The sequence below is a fragment of the Streptomyces rimosus subsp. rimosus genome, from assembly GCF_000720725.1.
Taxonomy (GTDB): Bacteria; Actinomycetota; Actinomycetes; order Streptomycetales; family Streptomycetaceae; genus Streptomyces; species Streptomyces rimosus_A.
Genome location: NZ_JOCQ01000116.1, coordinates 1 through 16,094 on the forward strand (window position 1 = coordinate 1; position 16,094 = coordinate 16,094).

Consider the following 16,094-nt stretch of genomic DNA (forward strand, 5'->3'; position numbering starts at 1 on the left):
GCCGGACACCGACGCCGCCCTCCCCCGGGCCCCCGGGCCCCCGGATCCCCCGGTTCCACCCCGTCCCCATGAGACGCTCCCCCGAGGAGCCGGCCTCCCGGCGGGCTCACCGCACGGAGGGACAGGACACGATGGGCATCGAGGAGTTCGGCGGCGGGCAGGCCGCGCAGGCCGACGTGCTGGTGGTGACGACCAACGACGTCCCCGGATACGAGGTACAGCGGGTCATCGGCGAGGTCTTCGGCCTGACGGTGCGCTCGCGCCATCTGGGCAGCCAGATCGGGGCCGGGCTGAAGTCGATGATCGGCGGCGAGCTGAAGGGCCTGACCAAGACGCTCGTGGAGACCCGTAACCAGGCCATGGAGCGGCTGGTGGAACAGGCGCGGGCACGCGGCGCGAACGCGGTGCTGATGTTCCGCTTCGACGTGACGGAGGCGGCGGACGTGGGCACGGAGGTCTGCGCGTACGGCACCGCCGTGGTGATCGCCCCGAAGGCCGGCTGAGTCCGCCCACGGCCCCGGGGGCCGGTCCGCGACACGGCCGTACGGGCCAGGGGGCGCGCTCCCCGGGCCCGTACGGTCTCAGCTGTTGCGCACCGCGTTGGCGAGCATCGCGTCGCGCATGTAGACGGCCAGCCCGGGCCGGATGGCCTCATAGGTGGCGGTGAAGCGCTCGTCCGCGACGTACATCTCGCCGAGGCAGGTGTGCATCTCGTACGAGCAGTCGTAGTAGCCGGACGAGATGAACCGCCGGTGCTCCTCGGCGACGTCCATCGCCTCCCCGGAGTCGGCCGGCACCCCGCGCTCCATCGCCCCGGCCATCTTCCGGTGGATGGCGTCGAACTCCTCCGTCAGCCGCTTCCAGTCCTCCTTGGTGTACGAGGCGGTCCGGCGCTGGGACTCCTTGTACGCGTCGGTACTCCCCCAGCGCTCACGCACCTCGTCCGCGTAATCGTCCGGGTCGAAGTCCCCGAACACCTCGAACTTCTCCTCGGGTGTGAGATTGACGCCCATCTTGCGTGCCTCCATCGCGTGTTCGACGGCGGTGGCCATGGCCTGGAGCTTGCCGATCCGGGCGCTCAGCAGCGCGTGCTGCCGCCGCAGGTGTTCCTGCGGGTCGGCGTCCGGGTCGTCCAGGAGGGCCGCCACCTCGTCGAGCGGGAAGCCCAGCTCCCGGTAGAACATGATCTGCTGGAGCCGGTCGAGATCGTCGTCGCCGTAGCGCCGGTGCCCCGCGTGGTTGCGCTCCCCCGGCACCAGCAGCCCGATCTCGTCGTAATGGTGCAGGGTGCGCACCGTCACACCGGCGAACCCGGCGACCTGTCCCACGGAGTAGCCCACGGCCTCCCGCCCTCCTTCTCGGTACGCGCTCCACGATGGGACCTCACGCCGCGTGAGGTGCAAGTCCGTATACCGGAAACCCGTGGGGCGGGCGGGACGCCAGTGGCATCCTGCCCCCATGCTGGGGATAACCGATCTTCCGACCTACCTGGTGGGCGTCGCGCTCATCGTCCTGCTGCCGGGCCCGAACTCGCTGTACGTCGTCTCCGTCGCGGCCCGTCGCGGCCCGCGCATCGCCTACCGCGCGGCAGCCGGCGTGCTGTGCGGCGACACGGTGCTGATGACCCTGTCCGCGGGCGGCGTGGCCTCGCTCCTGCAGACCAGCCCGATCCTCTTCGCCGTCGTGAAGTTCGCGGGCGCGGGCTACCTGACGTGGCTCGCGGTCGGCATGCTGCGCGGCGCCTGGTCCCTGTGGCGCAACCGCGAGACCGCCAAGTCCCTCCGCGCAAAGGCCACGGCCGACGAGGCCGGCCGGTCCAAGGAGGTCCGCGAACGCCCGTACCGCCGCGCCCTCGTGATCAGCCTCCTCAACCCCAAGGCGATCCTCTTCTTCATCTCCTTCTTCGTCCAGTTCGTGGACCCCGCCTACGCCCACCCCGTCCTCTCCTTCCTCACCCTCGGCGCCTGGGCCCAACTCTTCAGCTTCACCTACCTCACCATCCTCATCTTCAGCGGCACGTACTTGGCCGCCACCTTCCGCCGCCGCAAGCGTTTGACGGCGGGGCTGTCGGCGGGGGCGGGGGCGGCGTTCCTGGGGTTCGCGGCGAAGTTGTCGTTGGCGAGTGCGGGGTGAGGGATAAGGGGCGGGGCCTGACACCGGGCCGGCCCCCGTTCCGCGTAAGCAGCAGAGCGGCACGCGAGAAGCCCCTGCGGTCTCCTTCACGGCGCTACCCTTCAGCCATGAAGGGCGCAACAGCGAATTCGCCATGGCAAGTCTCTTCCCACTGCCAAGCCGGAAACTCATGCATCGGTGTGCGCCACAGCGAGGCGCCGCCGCACAACGAGTGGCAGAAGCCCTCGGAGTCGACCGACGCCGAGGGAAATAGCGTGGAGGTCACCGCACCTGAAGGACAGGTCCTGATCCGCGAAAGTGACCGTCCTCAGGTATTCATCAAGACGTCACAGTCCGCGATGCGCGCCTTCCTCGCAAGGGTCAGGGAAAGCAGAAACAACAACACACCCCACTAATCCCGCATCGCCCCCTCCGGCCAGATGACGTCGACCGATACGCCCGCACGCCGGGCGTACGCGACCACGTCGGCCGTCCCGCCGAAGCCCCTGGCCGGCTTCCCGTCCCAGACGGCGAGCACCCGGTCGACCATGCCCACCAGCATCTCGCTCCCCGCCATGTGGGCCCCGCAAGAGGAATCCCGGAACCCGGTTTTGTGTAGGCCGACCGCGCGCCGGAGCAGGGAGTCGTAGACGGCATGGTGTTCCTCCGGAAGTCCATCGCGGTAACGCTCGGCAGGCACCACGACTTCGATACGCCCTCCCAGCTCAAGGACGATCTCGGCGAACCACGCGTCGGGCCCGTCGGCGAGACAGGAGACACCACACAATTCCGAGGGCTCGAATCGGCGCAGGAACTCCGACAACTCAGCCCGCACGAATTGCTCAACGGGCGCTGATAGTCCCCTGTGCCCCGTGATACCAAACCGCACGGCATTCCCCTTCCGCACTTACACGTATACGTCGTACATACGGTCGTCGAATTCCCTCACGACTTTCGGTGGCACAGCTGGCGAATATGCGCGTCGGATGGAACGTGCCCGCTCGACAATGCGCCCCGACTTGAAACGCAGGCCAACTTCCAGCGCCCGTACAGCCAGGTCGAATGCTCCGTCGACCTTGCCGGATGCCAGGTGCCCGGAAGCCAAGTCCAGCATGAGCAGTGCCCGCTGCTTCTCATGCCCCGAGGTCAGAACCGCACCGGCGTCGCCCTGCGCAGCAGAGATCCAATCGGCCCGGCCGAGGCGGGCCCCGCAGGCGACCCGGAACGCCGCGACTTTCGCGCCGTCGAAGCAGAACACCCAGGGCCAAGGCGCCTCCGCGGTCACGCTCCGCACCTTGTCTGCCGCATCACCCAAAGAACTCCCGACTTTTGCAGCATCGCCCGCCGCAGCATGGGCGAGCGCCTCCACACTCGACAGCCAGGCGTCAGCGACAGCAGGACACTCCTCCCCCAGTACGCGCCGCGCCTGGCGAGCCAGAGCGAGACTCTGAGCAGCATTACCCGTATACGCCTCGAACTGGGCCAAACTCCCAAGCTGGTAGGCGGCCAGCAGTGGGTGGGAAGCGCGACGGGCGGCTTTGACCGCAGCGCCGTACCAGGTACGTGCCGAGCCGTGATCCCCCATGTCCCAGGACAGCCACGCGGCGAGACCGGCGGCTTCGCTCCCCGCAGCGGCAAGCCGGGCACGCTGGTCGCGGCGGACGGCACCCTGGGCGAGCTCCTGGATCAGCCGCAGGTGTGCCAGCACTGGTTCCACGAGCTGCCGGGACGACGTGGAGCCGTCCATGCGCCGGAAAGCGGCAGTCGCCCATCGTAACGTCACGGCCTGGCCGCCGCTGTCGTCCGCTGTCGATATCGGCGTTGCGAGCGTCGGCGTGGCCGGCACGGCGACCACCGCCATGGCTCCCGCCAGGAAATTTCGGCGTTCCACAGATCCGTCCCCCTTCGCGGCGTCAGCCGCAGTGTGGTCGGCCAGGCCGACCATGTGACGCGGGATGCGTAAATGGTCGGCCGCCCGGCCTAGTTGCGTCATGTCGTAGGGGCCTGTCCCGCGTGTCTCCAGCCGCGACACCGCGGACTGACTCGTGCCACACGCCTCCGCCAGCTGGCGTTGAGACACGCGCAGCGCCTCACGGGCAACCCTGACCACTCTTCCGTAGTCACCCGCCCTGGACGCGTCTCGCACAGCTTGCGATGCCCAGCCCATACGGCTCACCCCCGAGTCGTTGATACCGGCTCAACGATTCACTCCCCGTACCCGTATGCGCCTGTCGCATAGCGATATGCGCGCACCGGGTCGTTCCTCGCGCACACGCTGTGCGGCCCGGTTGAGTTCATAGCCACACAACCTCGCCTGCCCCGGGGGTAAGCGCGGCGGTGGCCGCACGCAACCGTCGATACGTCACAAGTCCAGGGGGCGGGGGCAACGAAAGGTGGCCCGGTCATGCACGAGGTTCCGCAGAGAGGCCCACGCTATGGGGCTTCCGCACTCGCCCCGCCGCGAAAGTTCCCCGGCACGGCCAGAAGCGTGAGACAAGCCCGTGCATACGCCCGGCGAGTTGCCCAGCAGTCCGTGCCCGGCATCGCTGAAGAACACCTCGCCCAGGTCGAACTCCTCGTCAGTGAACTCGTCACCAACGCCTGCCGTTATGGCACCGAGCCCGGAGACCTCATTGCTGTGGCTGTGACGGCTTCCCCCGCTGGAGCGCAGATCCAGGTGCATGATCCGGCCCGGCGCCGTCCCCGTCGCAGACCACCCAACCCGGACCGGCAGCGAGGCCGCGGCCTGCTCATCGTTGAAGCGGTCGCCAGCAGTTGGGGCGTGGCGGAACGGCCGCTCGGGAAGGTCGTGTGGGCGGTGTTGGCATGGTGATTTCTGTCCGGCCCATCCCAGGCGCCGGTTTCATCGCCGGGCTCGTGGTCAGCACATGGCTCGATGCCGCCTCGCCCGTCGGCTCCATGGCGTGGATACTGATCGCGCATCCGCCTCCGCGCCGTCCCGGCGAGTCCACCGAGGGCATCGAGACCAGCCTGCGAAGCATGGCCGATGCGCTCGGCTTGCGCGCCGCTTCGGGGCGGATTCCAGTCGTGGGCGACCGGCTGTCGGCCCGGGGGGCGCACCTTGTTCTCGACTACGGCCACCCGGAGTTCTGTTTGCGGGTGCCACGGCCGTCGGCCCGGTGGACCGAGCACGCCTTGGGCGGCGGGCACGTTTGCCTCGTGCTCGGCCTTGATGCCATCGCGCCCGGAGCGGGTCCTGACGTGATCGAGCGGTACCTGTGCCGCGCCACCGCCCGTGACCGCATCCTCCTGGGCGCCACGGCCGTACACCACCGGTAACGGCACACCAGCGCCGCCCGGCCGGGCAGGTTGCCGGGCGGCGCGTGGTGGGCCGGTCGGGTGGAGATGACCGGGCCCGTACCGGCTCAGACCGGGGCGGCCTCGATGAGGACGTAGGGGTCCGGGGCCGGTAGTGGGGTGAGGCCGGTGAGTGTGAAGCCGGCCTGGGCGCAGAGGGTTTCGAAGTCGGCGCGGGTGCGTTCGCGGCCGCCCAGGTTGACCAGCATGTTGAGGTCGCTCAGGTAGGGGAGGGCCGAGGCGCCGGGGCTCACGGTGTCGTCGAGGACCGGCTCGATGAGCAGGAGGCGGCCGTCCGGGGGCAGCACCTTCCGGATGTGGCGCAGGATTTGCGCGCACTGGTCGTCGTTCCAGTCGTGAATGACGCTCTTGAGGAGGTAGAGGTCACCGCCGGTGGGGGCCGCGGTGAAGAAGTCGCCGGTGCGCAGGGTGACGCGGTCGGCCACCCCCTCGGCGGCCAGTTTGGCTCCGGCCTGGGCGAGGCCCTCGGCGGTGTCGTAGATCATGCCGCGCGGCGCGGGGTGGGCCCGCAGGATCGCGGCGAGCAGCGTGCCGTCGCCGCCGCCCACGTCGACGATGGTGCCGAAGCGCCCGAAGTCGTAAGCGGCCGGTACGTCCTGGGCGGCGATGCGGGTGCCCTGGCCCATCGCGGTGTTGAACACCCGCGACAGCTCCGGTTCGCCCTGGAGATGGCTGAAGAAGTCCGTACCGAAGATCGCGTCGAAGACGGGTTCGCCGGTGCGAACGCTGTCTTCCATGCGTTCCCGGGCGCGGGTCATGAGCGGCTCGCTGAAGATGCGTGCCAGGGCGTACAGGGAGTCCGGGGCGTCGCTGCGCAGCAGCGCTCCGGCGGTGGTGGCCTCGAAGGTGCCCGGTTCGGGTTCGGTCAGCACGTCCAGCGCGGCCAGGGCGCGCAGCAGGCGGAGCGTGGCCTGCGGGTGGGTGCCGCAGTCGGCCGCCACCTCGTCCGCCGTACGGGTGCCGGCGCCGATACGGTCCAGCACGCCGAGCCGGACGGCGGTACCCATGGCGTATGTGGCGAGCTGCCCGAACAGCAGCCCGGTGACGGTGCCGCGGGCCGCGCGGGTGGCGGCCGCCCGTTCCTCGTCCGTTACCGCGCCCTTCGCATCCGCGCGCTTCGATTCCACGTCCGCTCCTTCCGGTCCTTCGGGGGTCCCGGGGACTCCCGCCTCGCGCAAGTTAGGTAAGCCTAAGTTGGAGGCGCAGAGCAGCGCAACACCCGCGCGGATATCGGTCGTTGACGCTTCATCCATCGAGCGTCACGGTGGGGGGAGGCGCCACCCGCGCCCCGGCGGCCTGCGGCCGAGCACGACCACAGGCGCGCTGAATGTCCCGTATGCCCGTATCGTCGCCTCCGTAGGAGGTATCGCCATGACCCAGCCCAGCGACCGGACCGACCGCAGCACCGCCACCAGCTCCGGCTCCGGCGACCGCTCCGTCCGCCTCGCCGTCGTCTACTACTCCTCGACCGGGACCGTCACCGAGCTGGCCAGGGCCGTCGCGGACGCCGCCGAGGAGGCGGGGGCCGAGGTGCGGCTGCGCAAGGCGGCCGAGCTGGCCCCGCAGGCGGCCGTCGAGTCCAACCCCGCCTGGGCCGAGAACGCCCGCGCGACCGCCGGCATCGCCGAGGCCACGCCCGACGACATGGTCTGGGCGGACGCCGTGATCTTCGGTTCGCCCACCCGGTACGGCAACATCGCCTCGCAGCTCAAGCAGTTCATCGACACGCTCGGCGGGCTGTGGCAGCAGGGCAGGCTGGCGGACAAGGTCTACAGCGGCTTCACCGCCTCCGCGACCAAGCACGGCGGCCAGGAGACCACCCTGCTCGCCCTCTACACCACGATCCACCACTTCGGCGGCATCGTCGTGACACCCGGCTACACCGACCCCAGCAAATTCGCGGACGGCAACCCGTATGGCACCTCGCATGTCGGCGGCCCCGAGACGCCGCTCGACGACGAGGCGCGCACCGCCGCCGGCGTCCAGGCGCGCCGTGTCGTGAAATTCACCCGCGCCCTGAAGGCAGGGCTTTCCGGGGCCGGCTGAGGGTAGGCGGCCACCATGCCACTCCACGAGGGCGCACCCATCGGGAAAGACAAGAATCGGAATCTGTCGGTCAATCCCTTCTACGGCGAGGCCGACCCGGTGGCGGGGATGGCCGGGGCACCGCCCCGGCACGCCCTGCCGGACGAGCCCGTCGCCCCGCGCGCGGCCTACCAGCTCGTTCACGACGAGCTGATGCTGGACGGCAACGCCCGGCTGAATCTGGCTACCTTCGTCACCACCTGGATGGAGCCGCAGGCCGACATCCTGATGGCGGAGTGCCGCGACAAGAACATGATCGACAAGGACGAGTACCCGCGCACCGCCGAGCTGGAGCAGCGGTGCGTGGCCATGCTCGCCGACCTGTGGCACGCGCCCGATCCGGCCGCCGCCGTCGGCTGCTCGACGACCGGCTCCAGCGAGGCGTGCATGCTCGCCGGAATGGCCCTCAAGCGCCGCTGGGCCCGGGCGAACGCCGACCGCTACCCGGCCACCGCCCGGCCCAACCTGGTCATGGGCGCGAACGTGCAGGTGTGCTGGGAGAAGTTCTGTACGTTCTGGGAGGTCGAGGCGCGGCAGGTGCCCATGCGGGGCGACCGCTTCCACCTGGACGGGGAGTCGGCCGCCGCGCTCTGTGACGAGAACACCATCGGCGTCGTGGCCGTCCTCGGCTCGACGTTCGACGGGTCGTACGAGCCGGTGGCGGAGATCTGCACGGCCCTGGACGCCGTCCAGGAGCGCACCGGGCTGGACATCCCCGTCCACGTGGACGGCGCGTCCGGCGCCATGATCGCGCCATTCCTGGACGAGGACCTGATGTGGGACTTCCGGCTCCCGCGCGTCGCCTCCATCAACACCTCCGGCCACAAATACGGGCTGGTCTACCCCGGCGTGGGCTGGGCCATCTGGCGCGACAAGCAGGCACTGCCGGAGGAACTGGTCTTCCGCGTCGACTACCTGGGCGGCGACATGCCGACCTTCGCCCTCAACTTCTCCCGGCCCGGCGCCCAGGTGGTCGCCCAGTACTACACGTTCCTGCGGCTCGGCCGGGCCGGCTACCGCGCCGTACAGCGGAACACGCGCGACGTGGCGCGCTCGCTCGCCGACCGCATCGGCGACCTGGGCGACTTCCGCATGCTGACCCGCGGCGACGAGCTTCCGGTCTTCGCCTTCACCACGGCCGGCGGCGTGACCGACTTCGACGTCTTCGACATCTCCCGCCGCATGCGCGAGCGCGGCTGGCTCATCCCCGCCTACACCTTCCCGCCCGACCGCGACGACCTCTCCGTCCTCCGCATCGTCTGCCGCAACGGCTTCTCCCACGACCTGAGCGACCTGTTCATGGCCGATCTGGAACGTTTGCTGCCAGAACTGCGCAAGCAGGGCGGGCCGTTGGGGAACCGGGCGAGTACGGATACGGCGTTCCATCACTGAGGACGCTTCCGCTGCTGGAGGCGGCGGGGCGCGTCGTCCGGCGTCACTCGTGCGGGTGGCGCTACGGTCGTTCGAGGGACACGGGACCACGAACGCGTTCACGATTCGGTGCATGGGAGCAGCAATGGCCGCAGAAGTCGAGCCCGAGTGGGGAGAGCGGGCGACGCCGGAGAACTGGATGTACAGGCCGTCGGGCCGCTGGACGTACAACCAGGTCAAGGATTTGGAGCTGCCGCTCGACTGGGAACTGCTGGATGGGAATATTGTGGTTCGAGGCATGGCCGTGTGGTGGCACAACCGCGTACGAAACCAGCTGTACTACCAGCTGCAGAGCGCCCGTCGTGAGCCATTCGCCGTCGACTCCGAGCAGTGCACGGTGATCGACGACCGCAACGCCCCCAAGCCCGACGTGATGGTCTTCGACAAAACAGGGCTCGATATCCGCACGGTGGAACAGATCCCCGTGGAGAAGGTCGTTCTCGCCGTGGAAGTGGTATCCGAAGGCTCGCGTCTCGCCGATCGGTTCACCAAGCCGGCCCTGTACGCCCAAGCCCGCATCCCCCACTACTGGCGCATCGAACGCGACGAAGACGACCTGCCCGTGGTGCACGAGTTCTGGCTGCACCACGAGACAGGTGTCTACGCCCCCAGCCCCGAGCGCCCCGTCCACACCGGCAAGCTCGTCACCAACGTCCCGTTCCCCGTGGACATCGACCTGCGGACCCTCACCGAGGCGTGAGGAACGACCTCACTTCCCCAACCTCCCGAACCTCCGCACCGCCAGCGGAAAGAACACCACCAGCAACGCCAACGGCCACACCACCGCCAGCAGTTCCGCGTGCTGAGCCGCCCACCCGTCCCCCGCCGGCCGCGGGTTGCCGAAGAGTTGCCGTATCGCGCCCGATGTCGCGGACATCGGGTTCCACTCCGCCACGGCGCCCATCCAGCCGGGCATCGACGCCGGGGAGACGAAGGCGCTGGAGAGGAAGCCGACGGGCCAGATCAGGATCTGTACGGCCTGGAAGAGTTCGGGCTTGCCGGCCACCAGGGCCAGGTGGATACCGATCCACAGCATCGCGAAACGCAGCAGGAGCAGCAGGCCCACCGCGTACAGCGCGTTGTCGAGGCCGCTGTGCCAGCGCCAGCCCATCGCCAGACCGGCACCGATCATCACCAGCAGGCTGACCGACGACTCCAGCATGTCCAGGACGCTGCGGCCGATCAGGACCGCCGACGGGGCCATGGGCATGGAGCGGAAGCGGTCGATGACGCCCTTGTTGAGGTCCTGGGTGACCGCCACCATCGTCGCTTCCAGGCCGAAGGCCATGGTCAGCGCGAGCATGCCGGGGACCAGGTACTCCTGGTAGTCGCCGCCGCCCGGCAGCGCCATCCCGCCGCCGAGGAAGTAGCCGAACATCACCAGCATCATCACGGGGAAGACCAGCCCGACGACGACCTGGACGGGCTGCCGGGCCCAGTGCGCGAGGCCGCGGCGGGTCATCGTCCAGGAGTCGGTGAGGACCCAGCCGGCCGTACGGAAGCGGGTCCCGGGGACCGGCGCGGGTGCCGTGGCGGTGCTCATGCGGTCGTCTCCTCCATGGCGGGGCGGTGGGTCAGGTGCAGGAACACCTCGTCGAGGGTGGGGCGGCGCAGGGCGATGTCCCGCGCCTCGATCCCGGCCGCGGCCAAGGCCCGTACGGTCTCGGTGAGAGCCGTCATCCGGTCGGCGACCGGCGCGCTGACCCGCCGGGCGTCGGCGTCGGCGGTGGGCGGCCCGGCGACGGCGCCGAGGGCCGCCGCGGCGCGTCCCAGGTCGGCCGGGTCGTGCAGGACCACGTCGATACGGTCGCCGCCCACCTCGGCCTTGAGTTCGTCGGACGTGCCGTCCGCGATGACCCGCCCGCCGTCGACGACGGAGATCCGGTCGGCCAGCTGGTCGGCCTCCTCCAGGTACTGCGTGGTCAGCAGGACGGTCGTACCGCCTTCGACCAGCGACCGGACCGCCTGCCACACCTCGGTGCGGCCCCGCGGGTCCAGGCCGGTGGTCGGCTCGTCGAGGAACAGGATGCGCGGCGCCATGATCAGGCTCGCGGCGAGGTCGAGGCGGCGCCGCATGCCGCCGCTGTAGCCGCCGACCGCCTTCCTGCCGGTGTCCGCGAGCGCGAAGCGTTCCAGCAGCTCACCGGCGCGGACGGCCGCCGCGCGGGCTCCCAGGTGGTAGAGCCGGCCGAACATCTCCAGGTTCTGCCGGCCGCTGAGCTCCTCGTCCACGGCGGCGTGCTGGCCGAGCAGGCCGATCCGTACGCGTACCTCGTCGGGCCGGCGCAGTACGTCGAAGCCGGCGACCCGGGCGGTGCCGGCGTCCGGGCGGAGCAGGGTGGACAGGATGCGGACGAGGGTGGTCTTGCCCGCGCCGTTGGGGCCGAGGATGCCGTGCACGGTGCCGCGCGGCACGGTCAGGTCGAGGCCGTCGAGAGCGGCCTTCGGGCCGTACTTCTTGCGGAGTCCTTCGACGGCGATGGCGGGGTCGGTGCCGGGAGCGGGGTCGGTGCCGGGAGCGGGCCCGGCGACGGGGAAGCGCGCAGCGGCAGGGGTGGGGACGGCGGCTGGGGTGGGGACGGGGGCGGGTGATGGGCTCACGGTGCCTCCTCCGGAGGAGATCCAGTAGACAAGTTTGACTACCGACCCGGGAAGGTAACCCGCGAGAGCTCGCTAGTCAAACTTGATTAAGCGCTGGACGGCGGCACTTCGCCACCGAACTCCGGGTCCGGCTCCCCCGTCGCGAACGGGTTCTCCTGCCCCTCCGCCAGCACGCCCACGAACGGCTCGCCCTCGCCCGCGAAGACGTACGCCCCGCGCTCGATGCGGCCGATCAGCCCCGAGGTCCACTCCGCGCCGGTGTCCGCCGCGTTCACCCACATGTTCATGATCTCGCCGATGTGGCCGAGCTGCTCCGGCCCCTCCTCCGGCGTGTAGTACTCGGTGACCGACTCCCGCCACTCCTCCAGGCCCCGCACCCGTTCCTTCAGCAGGGCCACGACTTCCTCGCGCGGCAGGTCGACGATGAAGCCGATCGCCGCGCTCAGCTCGTCCACCTTGCGGTCGTGCTGGGACAGGGATTCGCGCAGCAGCTTGAAGTACTCCGCCGTGCCCGCCTCGGTCATCTCGTACTCCGTGCGCGGAGGGCCGCCGGCGGGGCTGGGGGCGATGTCGTGCGCGTGCAGCAGCCCTTGCTTCGCCATCTGTTTGAGGGCGTGGTAGATCGACCCCGGTTTGGCGTTGGACCACTCGTGGGCGCCCCAGTATTCGAGGTCGTTGCGCACCTGGTAGCCGTGCGCCCGTCCGTGCTGCCGCACGGCCCCCAGTACCAACAGCCGGATCGCCGACATCGTCTCCTCGCATCCTTCACGCTCGCGCTGTGGCCAGCCTAGACCCCTCCCTCTATTCAAGTTTGAATACTCGCCTCGCGCGCCCTACGCTCACCCGTATGGCCGAGACCGTGATTCCGATGCTCCCGTGCCCCTCCATCGACGAACTCCTCGACTTCTACCGAGCCCTCGGTTTCGAGGTGACCTCGTACCAGAAGACCCCGAACCCGTACTGCGGCGTCCGCCTGCGCGGCATCGAGCTGCAGTTCTTCGGGATGAAGGGCTACGACCCGACCACCTCCTACAGCGCCTGCTACGTCCTGACCGACGACGTGGACGGGCTCCACTCGTCCTTCCGCGCGAACCTGAAGGCCGCGTACGGCAAGGTGCCGGCCCGCGGGCTGCCGCGGCTCGGGGCGCTGAAGGACATGTCGTACGGCGTGCGGCAGTTCCTGATGACCGATCCCGGCGGCAACTGCATACGGATCGGACAGCCGATCGCGGACAGCTTCGAGCACTCGGACGTCCCGAAGGAGCGGTACGCGCGGGCCCTGCACCTCGCGACGCTGCTCGGCGAGTCCAAGGGCGACCACGCCGCGGCGGCCCGCATCATCGACCGGGCCCTGGAGGGCGACGCGACGCCGGCCGGGCCGACCGCGCTCCAGCTCCTCCAGCTTCTCGTGCTGCGCGCCGAGGTGGCTGCGCAGTTGGACAGTTCGGCAGCGGCCGCTCCCTGGCTCGACCGGGCGGACGCGGTCGCTCTCGACGATGCGGAACGCGAGTCGGTACGCGACGTGCTGCGCCGGGCGGCGGAGCTGCGCGAGGACTTGGGCTGACGGAGGGGTGGCGGCGGGGAACCCTCCGCAGGTGCCCGCCAACCGGGCCGCTGTCCGGGACAGGCCCGGCGCAGCGCCCTGACCAGCCCGGACACCGACCCGCTTGTCCGGGACAGGCCGCTTCCGTTGTCCCGGCGTCATGGCCGTACGCAGACTCCTGAACCGTCGGCCGGAGCCGGGGCGGAACCGTGGTTGCGCCCCCCCGGCTGCGTCCTGTCCAGGTGGTTTCTGCGAAGGGATATCGATATGCGTACGTCGAAGAAGCTGATGGCGGTGGCCGGACTCGCGGCCGGGAGCGGGCTGATCTGGGCGGGGCCCGCGACGGCTCAGCCGAGCGCGGCCACGACGACCGCGGCTGCCGTACGGGCGCTCCCCGCGGGTACGGTGCTCTCCCCTGCCCAGGCCCTCGCGGCGGGCTGCCGCAAGGGAGGCCACGGCCAGTCGGTCGGCTTCGCGAACTGCCCCGCGTCGTTCGGCAAGTTCAAGGTACGGGTCTGGTGCACCTGGGCCGGCAGCGGCCTCAGCGGGTCGTGGCGTACGAAGTACAACGCCGCGAGCTGCAGCTCCGGCAGCGTGCACACCGAGTCCAACGGCATCGAGATCATCAGGTACTGAGCACGGCGCCCGGCACCAGCACGGGGGGCTGGTGCCGGAGCCGCCCGAGGCGGCCGGACCCGCTCAGTAGGCCCGGCCGCCTCAGCCCTGCGCCGCCCGCTCCTCGTCGACCAGGGTGAAGGCGGTCTTGCCGTCCAGGGACTCACGGATGATGTCCGCGTGGCCGGCGTGCCGGGCGATCTCCTCGACCAGGTGGAGCAGCAGCCAGCGCATCGACTGCTCCGCCTTCGGCGGGAACCAGGGGGCCTCGGGCAGCGGGAACGTGCCGTTCAGGTCCGGCTGCGAGCGGATGAACTCCTCGGTCGCCCGCGCCGTCTCCGCCCACTCGGCGAGCACGCTCGCGACCGTCTGCTCCTCCTCCAGCTGGAAGCTCAGGTGGTAGTTGGTCATGTCGCGCTGGACGGTGTGCGGCACCTGCTGGGCGGTCTCCAGCCAGTCGCGCTCGACCTCGGCGACGTGCTTCAGCAGGCCGGCCAGGGACAGTTCGCTTGCGGACGGCTTACGGGTGGCCTCTTCGTCGGTCAGCCCGAGAACGGACCGGCGCATTCCGCCGCGCTGCGCCTCCAGGAAGGCCAGGAGCGCGCCGCGCTCGTCGCCGTGGGCTTCGGCCGGAACGTGAGTGGGCATGGTGTCCGCCTTTCGTGAGGGCCGCGGCGCTGCTGCCGCGGCCCGACAGAAAGAAAGCTACGGACCGTTGAGGACAGGTTGTGTCCTCAACGGTCCGCATCTTTGACCGCGTCCCGGAATTTCTCGGCACGGGTACAGGAGGCGTACGGGAGGCGTACGGAAGGCCCCGGCCACCGGCTCCCGTCCGGGCCGCGTCGGCCGGTCCGGACGGGCGTGCCGGCGGGAAGCCGACGGGCGTACGGGCAGGACGGCGCGGGCCTCAGAACGGGAACCGCGACCGCCCGTGCTGAATGGAGATCCACTTGGTGGTGGTGAACGCCTCCACCATGGCGTCGCCGTTCAGCCGCCCGAGGCCGGAGCCCTTCTCGCCGCCGAAGGGCACGATCGGCTCGTCGTGCACCGTGCCGTCGTTGATGTGGATCATGCCGGTCTCGATGCGCTTGGCGAACCGCACGCCGCGCTCGATGTCGGCGGTGTGCACGGCGCCGCTGAGCCCGTACGGGGAGTCGTTGGTGATCCGTACGGCCTCCTCGTCCCCGTCGAACGGGACCAGCGCCACGACCGGGCCGAAGACCTCCTGGTTGAGCACGCAGGAGCCGTCCGGGAGCCCGGCCAGGACCGTCGGCCCGACCAGGGTGCCCCGGGTCGTGCCGTGCACCAGCGCGGTGCCGCCCTCGGAGACGGCGCGCTCGACCACCGCGGTCACCGCCTCCGCCTGGCCCTCGTTGATCAGCGGGCCGATGTGGGTGGCCGGATCGGTCGGGTCGCCCACCTTCAGGGTCTTGACCTTGGCGACGAACTTCTCGGTGAACTCCGCCTCCACCGCGCGGTCCACCAGCACCCGGTTGGCGGCCATACAGACCTGGCCCTGGTGGACGAAGCGGCTGAAGACGGCGGCGTCCACCGCGTAGTCGATGTCGGCGTCGTCCAGGACGACCAGCGCACTGTTGCCGCCCAGCTCCAGGACGGTGCGCTTGAAGTGGGAGGCGGCGACGGTCGCGACGTGGCGGCCGACCTTCTCCGATCCGGTGAAGGAGATGACCTTCGGCACCGGGTGCTCGATGAGCGCGTCACCGATCTCCGCGATGTCGGTCACCACGACGTTCAGCAGCCCGGCCGGCAGCCCGGCCTCCTCGAAGACCTTGGCGACCAGGCCGCCGCCGCAGATGGGGGTGTTCTGGTGCGGCTTGAGCACGACGGCGTTGCCGAGCGCGAGCGCGGGCGCCACCGACTTGACCGACAGCAGGAAGGGAAAGTTGAAGGGGCTGATGACGCCCACGACGCCGACCGGGAGCCGGTAGAGCCGGTTCTCCTTGCCGTCGATCGGGGACGGCAGGATCCGGCCCTCGGCCCGCAGCGAGAGCTGGATCGCCTCGCGCAGGAATTCCCGTACCAGATGCAGCTCGAAGGCCACCTTGGCGTGCGTGCCGCCGACCTCGGCGGCGATCGCCGCGCCGAGCTCCTGCTCCCGGTCGTCGATGATCCGCAGCGCGCGCTCGAAGACCAGCCTGCGGGTGTACGGGTTGGTGGCCCCCCACTCCCCCTGCGCGCGTTCGGCGGCACGGTACGCCTGGTCGATCTCGTCGACCGTGGCGACGGTTATGGACGCCAGCTTCTCCCCGTCATAGGGATTGAAATCGACGATGTCCCACGAGCCGCTGCCGGCCCGCCATTCGCCGTCGATGTACTGGTACGCCAACTCGTCGAAGAAGGACATGCG

At 70.1% G+C, this 16,094-nt stretch carries 19 protein-coding genes; 10 read left to right on the forward strand and 9 right to left on the reverse strand.

Translation table 11 applies throughout. The features are described 5' to 3' along the window. Positions 1 to 131: 131 nt before the first annotated feature. The gene (locus IH45_RS0136470; protein ID WP_030678977.1) at positions 132 to 503 is read left to right on the forward strand and encodes a YbjQ family protein; all 372 of its coding nucleotides are present in this window, start codon (positions 132 to 134) and stop codon (positions 501 to 503) included. A 78-nt stretch (positions 504 to 581) separates the two neighbouring features. Here the strand turns inward: IH45_RS0136470 and IH45_RS0136475 are convergent, their stop codons facing one another. Continuing rightward, complete coding sequence (locus IH45_RS0136475; protein ID WP_030678980.1) at positions 582 to 1,340, reverse strand: MerR family transcriptional regulator; 759 nt, start codon at positions 1,338 to 1,340, stop codon at positions 582 to 584. A gap of 118 nt (positions 1,341 to 1,458) precedes the next feature. Between IH45_RS0136475 and leuE the strand changes: the two genes are divergently transcribed. Together leuE and IH45_RS1000000147320 are read left to right on the forward strand one after the other, a co-directional pair. Next, positions 1,459 to 2,133 carry a leucine efflux protein LeuE gene (gene leuE, locus IH45_RS0136480; RefSeq protein WP_030678983.1) on the forward strand — a complete coding sequence of 225 codons (675 nt, stop codon included), beginning with the start codon at positions 1,459 to 1,461 and terminating at the stop codon, positions 2,131 to 2,133. A gap of 107 nt (positions 2,134 to 2,240) precedes the next feature. Continuing rightward, a complete protein-coding gene (locus IH45_RS1000000147320) occupies positions 2,241 to 2,528 on the forward strand; it encodes a DUF397 domain-containing protein (protein WP_078897956.1) in 288 nt (95 codons plus the stop codon). Here IH45_RS1000000147320 and IH45_RS0136485 read toward each other — a convergent pair. Together IH45_RS0136485 and IH45_RS01000000144515 are read right to left on the reverse strand one after the other, a co-directional pair. Continuing rightward, positions 2,525 to 3,001: a hypothetical protein gene (locus IH45_RS0136485; protein WP_030678986.1), complete on the reverse strand. Its 477-nt coding sequence runs from the start codon at positions 2,999 to 3,001 to the stop codon at positions 2,525 to 2,527. The genes IH45_RS1000000147320 and IH45_RS0136485 overlap by 4 nt on opposite strands. A gap of 18 nt (positions 3,002 to 3,019) precedes the next feature. After that, a complete protein-coding gene (locus IH45_RS01000000144515; protein WP_030678989.1) occupies positions 3,020 to 4,279 on the reverse strand; it encodes a helix-turn-helix domain-containing protein in 1,260 nt (419 codons plus the stop codon). A gap of 237 nt (positions 4,280 to 4,516) precedes the next feature. Here IH45_RS01000000144515 and IH45_RS1000000147325 point away from each other — a divergent pair, with 237 nt between their 5' ends. After that, a complete protein-coding gene (locus tag IH45_RS1000000147325; protein ID WP_078897957.1) occupies positions 4,517 to 4,945 on the forward strand; it encodes an ATP-binding protein in 429 nt (142 codons plus the stop codon). Then, positions 4,939 to 5,412: a hypothetical protein gene (locus IH45_RS0136495; RefSeq protein ID WP_030678991.1), complete on the forward strand. Its 474-nt coding sequence runs from the start codon at positions 4,939 to 4,941 to the stop codon at positions 5,410 to 5,412. The genes IH45_RS1000000147325 and IH45_RS0136495 overlap by 7 nt, the downstream gene beginning before the upstream one ends. Positions 5,413 to 5,498: 86 nt before the next feature. On the opposite strand, the gene IH45_RS0136500 is transcribed toward IH45_RS0136495, so the two are convergent. Beyond that, positions 5,499 to 6,578, reverse strand: a complete 1,080-nt coding sequence (locus IH45_RS0136500) for a methyltransferase (protein WP_032919002.1) — start codon at positions 6,576 to 6,578, stop codon at positions 5,499 to 5,501. 244 nt (positions 6,579 to 6,822) lie between these two features. Here IH45_RS0136500 and wrbA point away from each other — a divergent pair, with 244 nt between their 5' ends. The 3 genes from wrbA (at position 6,823) to IH45_RS0136515 (ending at position 9,667) form a co-directional block, all read left to right on the forward strand. Next, the gene (gene wrbA, locus IH45_RS0136505) at positions 6,823 to 7,497 is read left to right on the forward strand and encodes an NAD(P)H:quinone oxidoreductase (RefSeq protein ID WP_030678997.1); all 675 of its coding nucleotides are present in this window, start codon (positions 6,823 to 6,825) and stop codon (positions 7,495 to 7,497) included. A 15-nt stretch (positions 7,498 to 7,512) separates the two neighbouring features. Further along, complete coding sequence (locus IH45_RS0136510) at positions 7,513 to 8,928, forward strand: glutamate decarboxylase (RefSeq protein ID WP_030679000.1); 1,416 nt, start codon at positions 7,513 to 7,515, stop codon at positions 8,926 to 8,928. A 124-nt stretch (positions 8,929 to 9,052) separates the two neighbouring features. Continuing rightward, positions 9,053 to 9,667, forward strand: a complete 615-nt coding sequence (locus tag IH45_RS0136515; protein ID WP_030679004.1) for a Uma2 family endonuclease — start codon at positions 9,053 to 9,055, stop codon at positions 9,665 to 9,667. 9 nt (positions 9,668 to 9,676) lie between these two features. Here IH45_RS0136515 and IH45_RS0136520 read toward each other — a convergent pair whose 3' ends face one another. From IH45_RS0136520 to IH45_RS0136530, 3 genes are all read right to left on the reverse strand, one after another. Then, a complete protein-coding gene (locus IH45_RS0136520; RefSeq protein WP_030679007.1) occupies positions 9,677 to 10,510 on the reverse strand; it encodes an ABC transporter permease in 834 nt (277 codons plus the stop codon). Then, entirely contained in the window at positions 10,507 to 11,448 is a 942-nt protein-coding gene (locus IH45_RS0136525; protein ID WP_030679010.1) for a daunorubicin resistance protein DrrA family ABC transporter ATP-binding protein, read from the reverse strand. Before IH45_RS0136525 ends, IH45_RS0136520 begins: the two co-directional genes overlap by 4 nt. Positions 11,449 to 11,654: 206 nt before the next feature. Then, the gene (locus IH45_RS0136530) at positions 11,655 to 12,317 is read right to left on the reverse strand and encodes a PadR family transcriptional regulator (RefSeq protein WP_030679013.1); all 663 of its coding nucleotides are present in this window, start codon (positions 12,315 to 12,317) and stop codon (positions 11,655 to 11,657) included. A gap of 98 nt (positions 12,318 to 12,415) precedes the next feature. On the opposite strand from IH45_RS0136530, the gene IH45_RS0136535 reads away from it, so the two are divergent. Together IH45_RS0136535 and IH45_RS0136540 are read left to right on the forward strand one after the other, a co-directional pair. Then, on the forward strand, positions 12,416 to 13,132 hold the full coding sequence (locus IH45_RS0136535) for a bleomycin resistance protein (protein ID WP_030679016.1): 717 nt from the start codon (positions 12,416 to 12,418) through the stop codon (positions 13,130 to 13,132). Between the two features lie 246 nt (positions 13,133 to 13,378). Further along, a complete protein-coding gene (locus tag IH45_RS0136540) occupies positions 13,379 to 13,747 on the forward strand; it encodes a hypothetical protein (RefSeq protein WP_030679018.1) in 369 nt (122 codons plus the stop codon). Positions 13,748 to 13,828: 81 nt separating this feature from the next. Here IH45_RS0136540 and IH45_RS0136545 read toward each other — a convergent pair whose 3' ends face one another. After that, the gene (locus tag IH45_RS0136545) at positions 13,829 to 14,374 is read right to left on the reverse strand and encodes a DinB family protein (protein ID WP_030679021.1); all 546 of its coding nucleotides are present in this window, start codon (positions 14,372 to 14,374) and stop codon (positions 13,829 to 13,831) included. A 259-nt stretch (positions 14,375 to 14,633) separates the two neighbouring features. Next, positions 14,634 to 16,091 (reverse strand): aldehyde dehydrogenase family protein, encoded by a 1,458-nt coding sequence (locus IH45_RS0136550; RefSeq protein WP_030679024.1) that lies wholly within the window; start codon positions 16,089 to 16,091, stop codon positions 14,634 to 14,636. Between the last annotated feature and the right edge of the window lie 3 nt (positions 16,092 to 16,094).

What these genes read in the sequence shown, in the direction of transcription:
- IH45_RS0136470 (WP_030678977.1), top strand. Translation starts at nt 132, where the DNA reads ATGGGCATCGAGGAGTTCGGCGGCGGGCAGGCCGCGCAGGCCGACGTG.
- leuE (WP_030678983.1), top strand. Translation starts at nt 1,459, where the DNA reads ATGCTGGGGATAACCGATCTTCCGACCTACCTGGTGGGCGTCGCGCTC.
- IH45_RS1000000147320 (WP_078897956.1), top strand. Translation starts at nt 2,241, where the DNA reads ATGAAGGGCGCAACAGCGAATTCGCCATGGCAAGTCTCTTCCCACTGC.
- IH45_RS01000000144515 (WP_030678989.1), bottom strand. Translation starts at nt 4,279, where the DNA reads ATGGGCTGGGCATCGCAAGCTGTGCGAGACGCGTCCAGGGCGGGTGAC.
- IH45_RS1000000147325 (WP_078897957.1), top strand. Translation starts at nt 4,517, where the DNA reads ATGCACGAGGTTCCGCAGAGAGGCCCACGCTATGGGGCTTCCGCACTC.
- IH45_RS0136495 (WP_030678991.1), top strand. Translation starts at nt 4,939, where the DNA reads ATGGTGATTTCTGTCCGGCCCATCCCAGGCGCCGGTTTCATCGCCGGG.
- wrbA (WP_030678997.1), top strand. Translation starts at nt 6,823, where the DNA reads ATGACCCAGCCCAGCGACCGGACCGACCGCAGCACCGCCACCAGCTCC.
- IH45_RS0136510 (WP_030679000.1), top strand. Translation starts at nt 7,513, where the DNA reads ATGCCACTCCACGAGGGCGCACCCATCGGGAAAGACAAGAATCGGAAT.
- IH45_RS0136515 (WP_030679004.1), top strand. Translation starts at nt 9,053, where the DNA reads ATGGCCGCAGAAGTCGAGCCCGAGTGGGGAGAGCGGGCGACGCCGGAG.
- IH45_RS0136520 (WP_030679007.1), bottom strand. Translation starts at nt 10,510, where the DNA reads ATGAGCACCGCCACGGCACCCGCGCCGGTCCCCGGGACCCGCTTCCGT.
- IH45_RS0136530 (WP_030679013.1), bottom strand. Translation starts at nt 12,317, where the DNA reads ATGTCGGCGATCCGGCTGTTGGTACTGGGGGCCGTGCGGCAGCACGGA.
- IH45_RS0136535 (WP_030679016.1), top strand. Translation starts at nt 12,416, where the DNA reads ATGGCCGAGACCGTGATTCCGATGCTCCCGTGCCCCTCCATCGACGAA.
- IH45_RS0136540 (WP_030679018.1), top strand. Translation starts at nt 13,379, where the DNA reads ATGCGTACGTCGAAGAAGCTGATGGCGGTGGCCGGACTCGCGGCCGGG.
- IH45_RS0136545 (WP_030679021.1), bottom strand. Translation starts at nt 14,374, where the DNA reads ATGCCCACTCACGTTCCGGCCGAAGCCCACGGCGACGAGCGCGGCGCG.
- IH45_RS0136550 (WP_030679024.1), bottom strand. Translation starts at nt 16,091, where the DNA reads ATGTCCTTCTTCGACGAGTTGGCGTACCAGTACATCGACGGCGAATGG.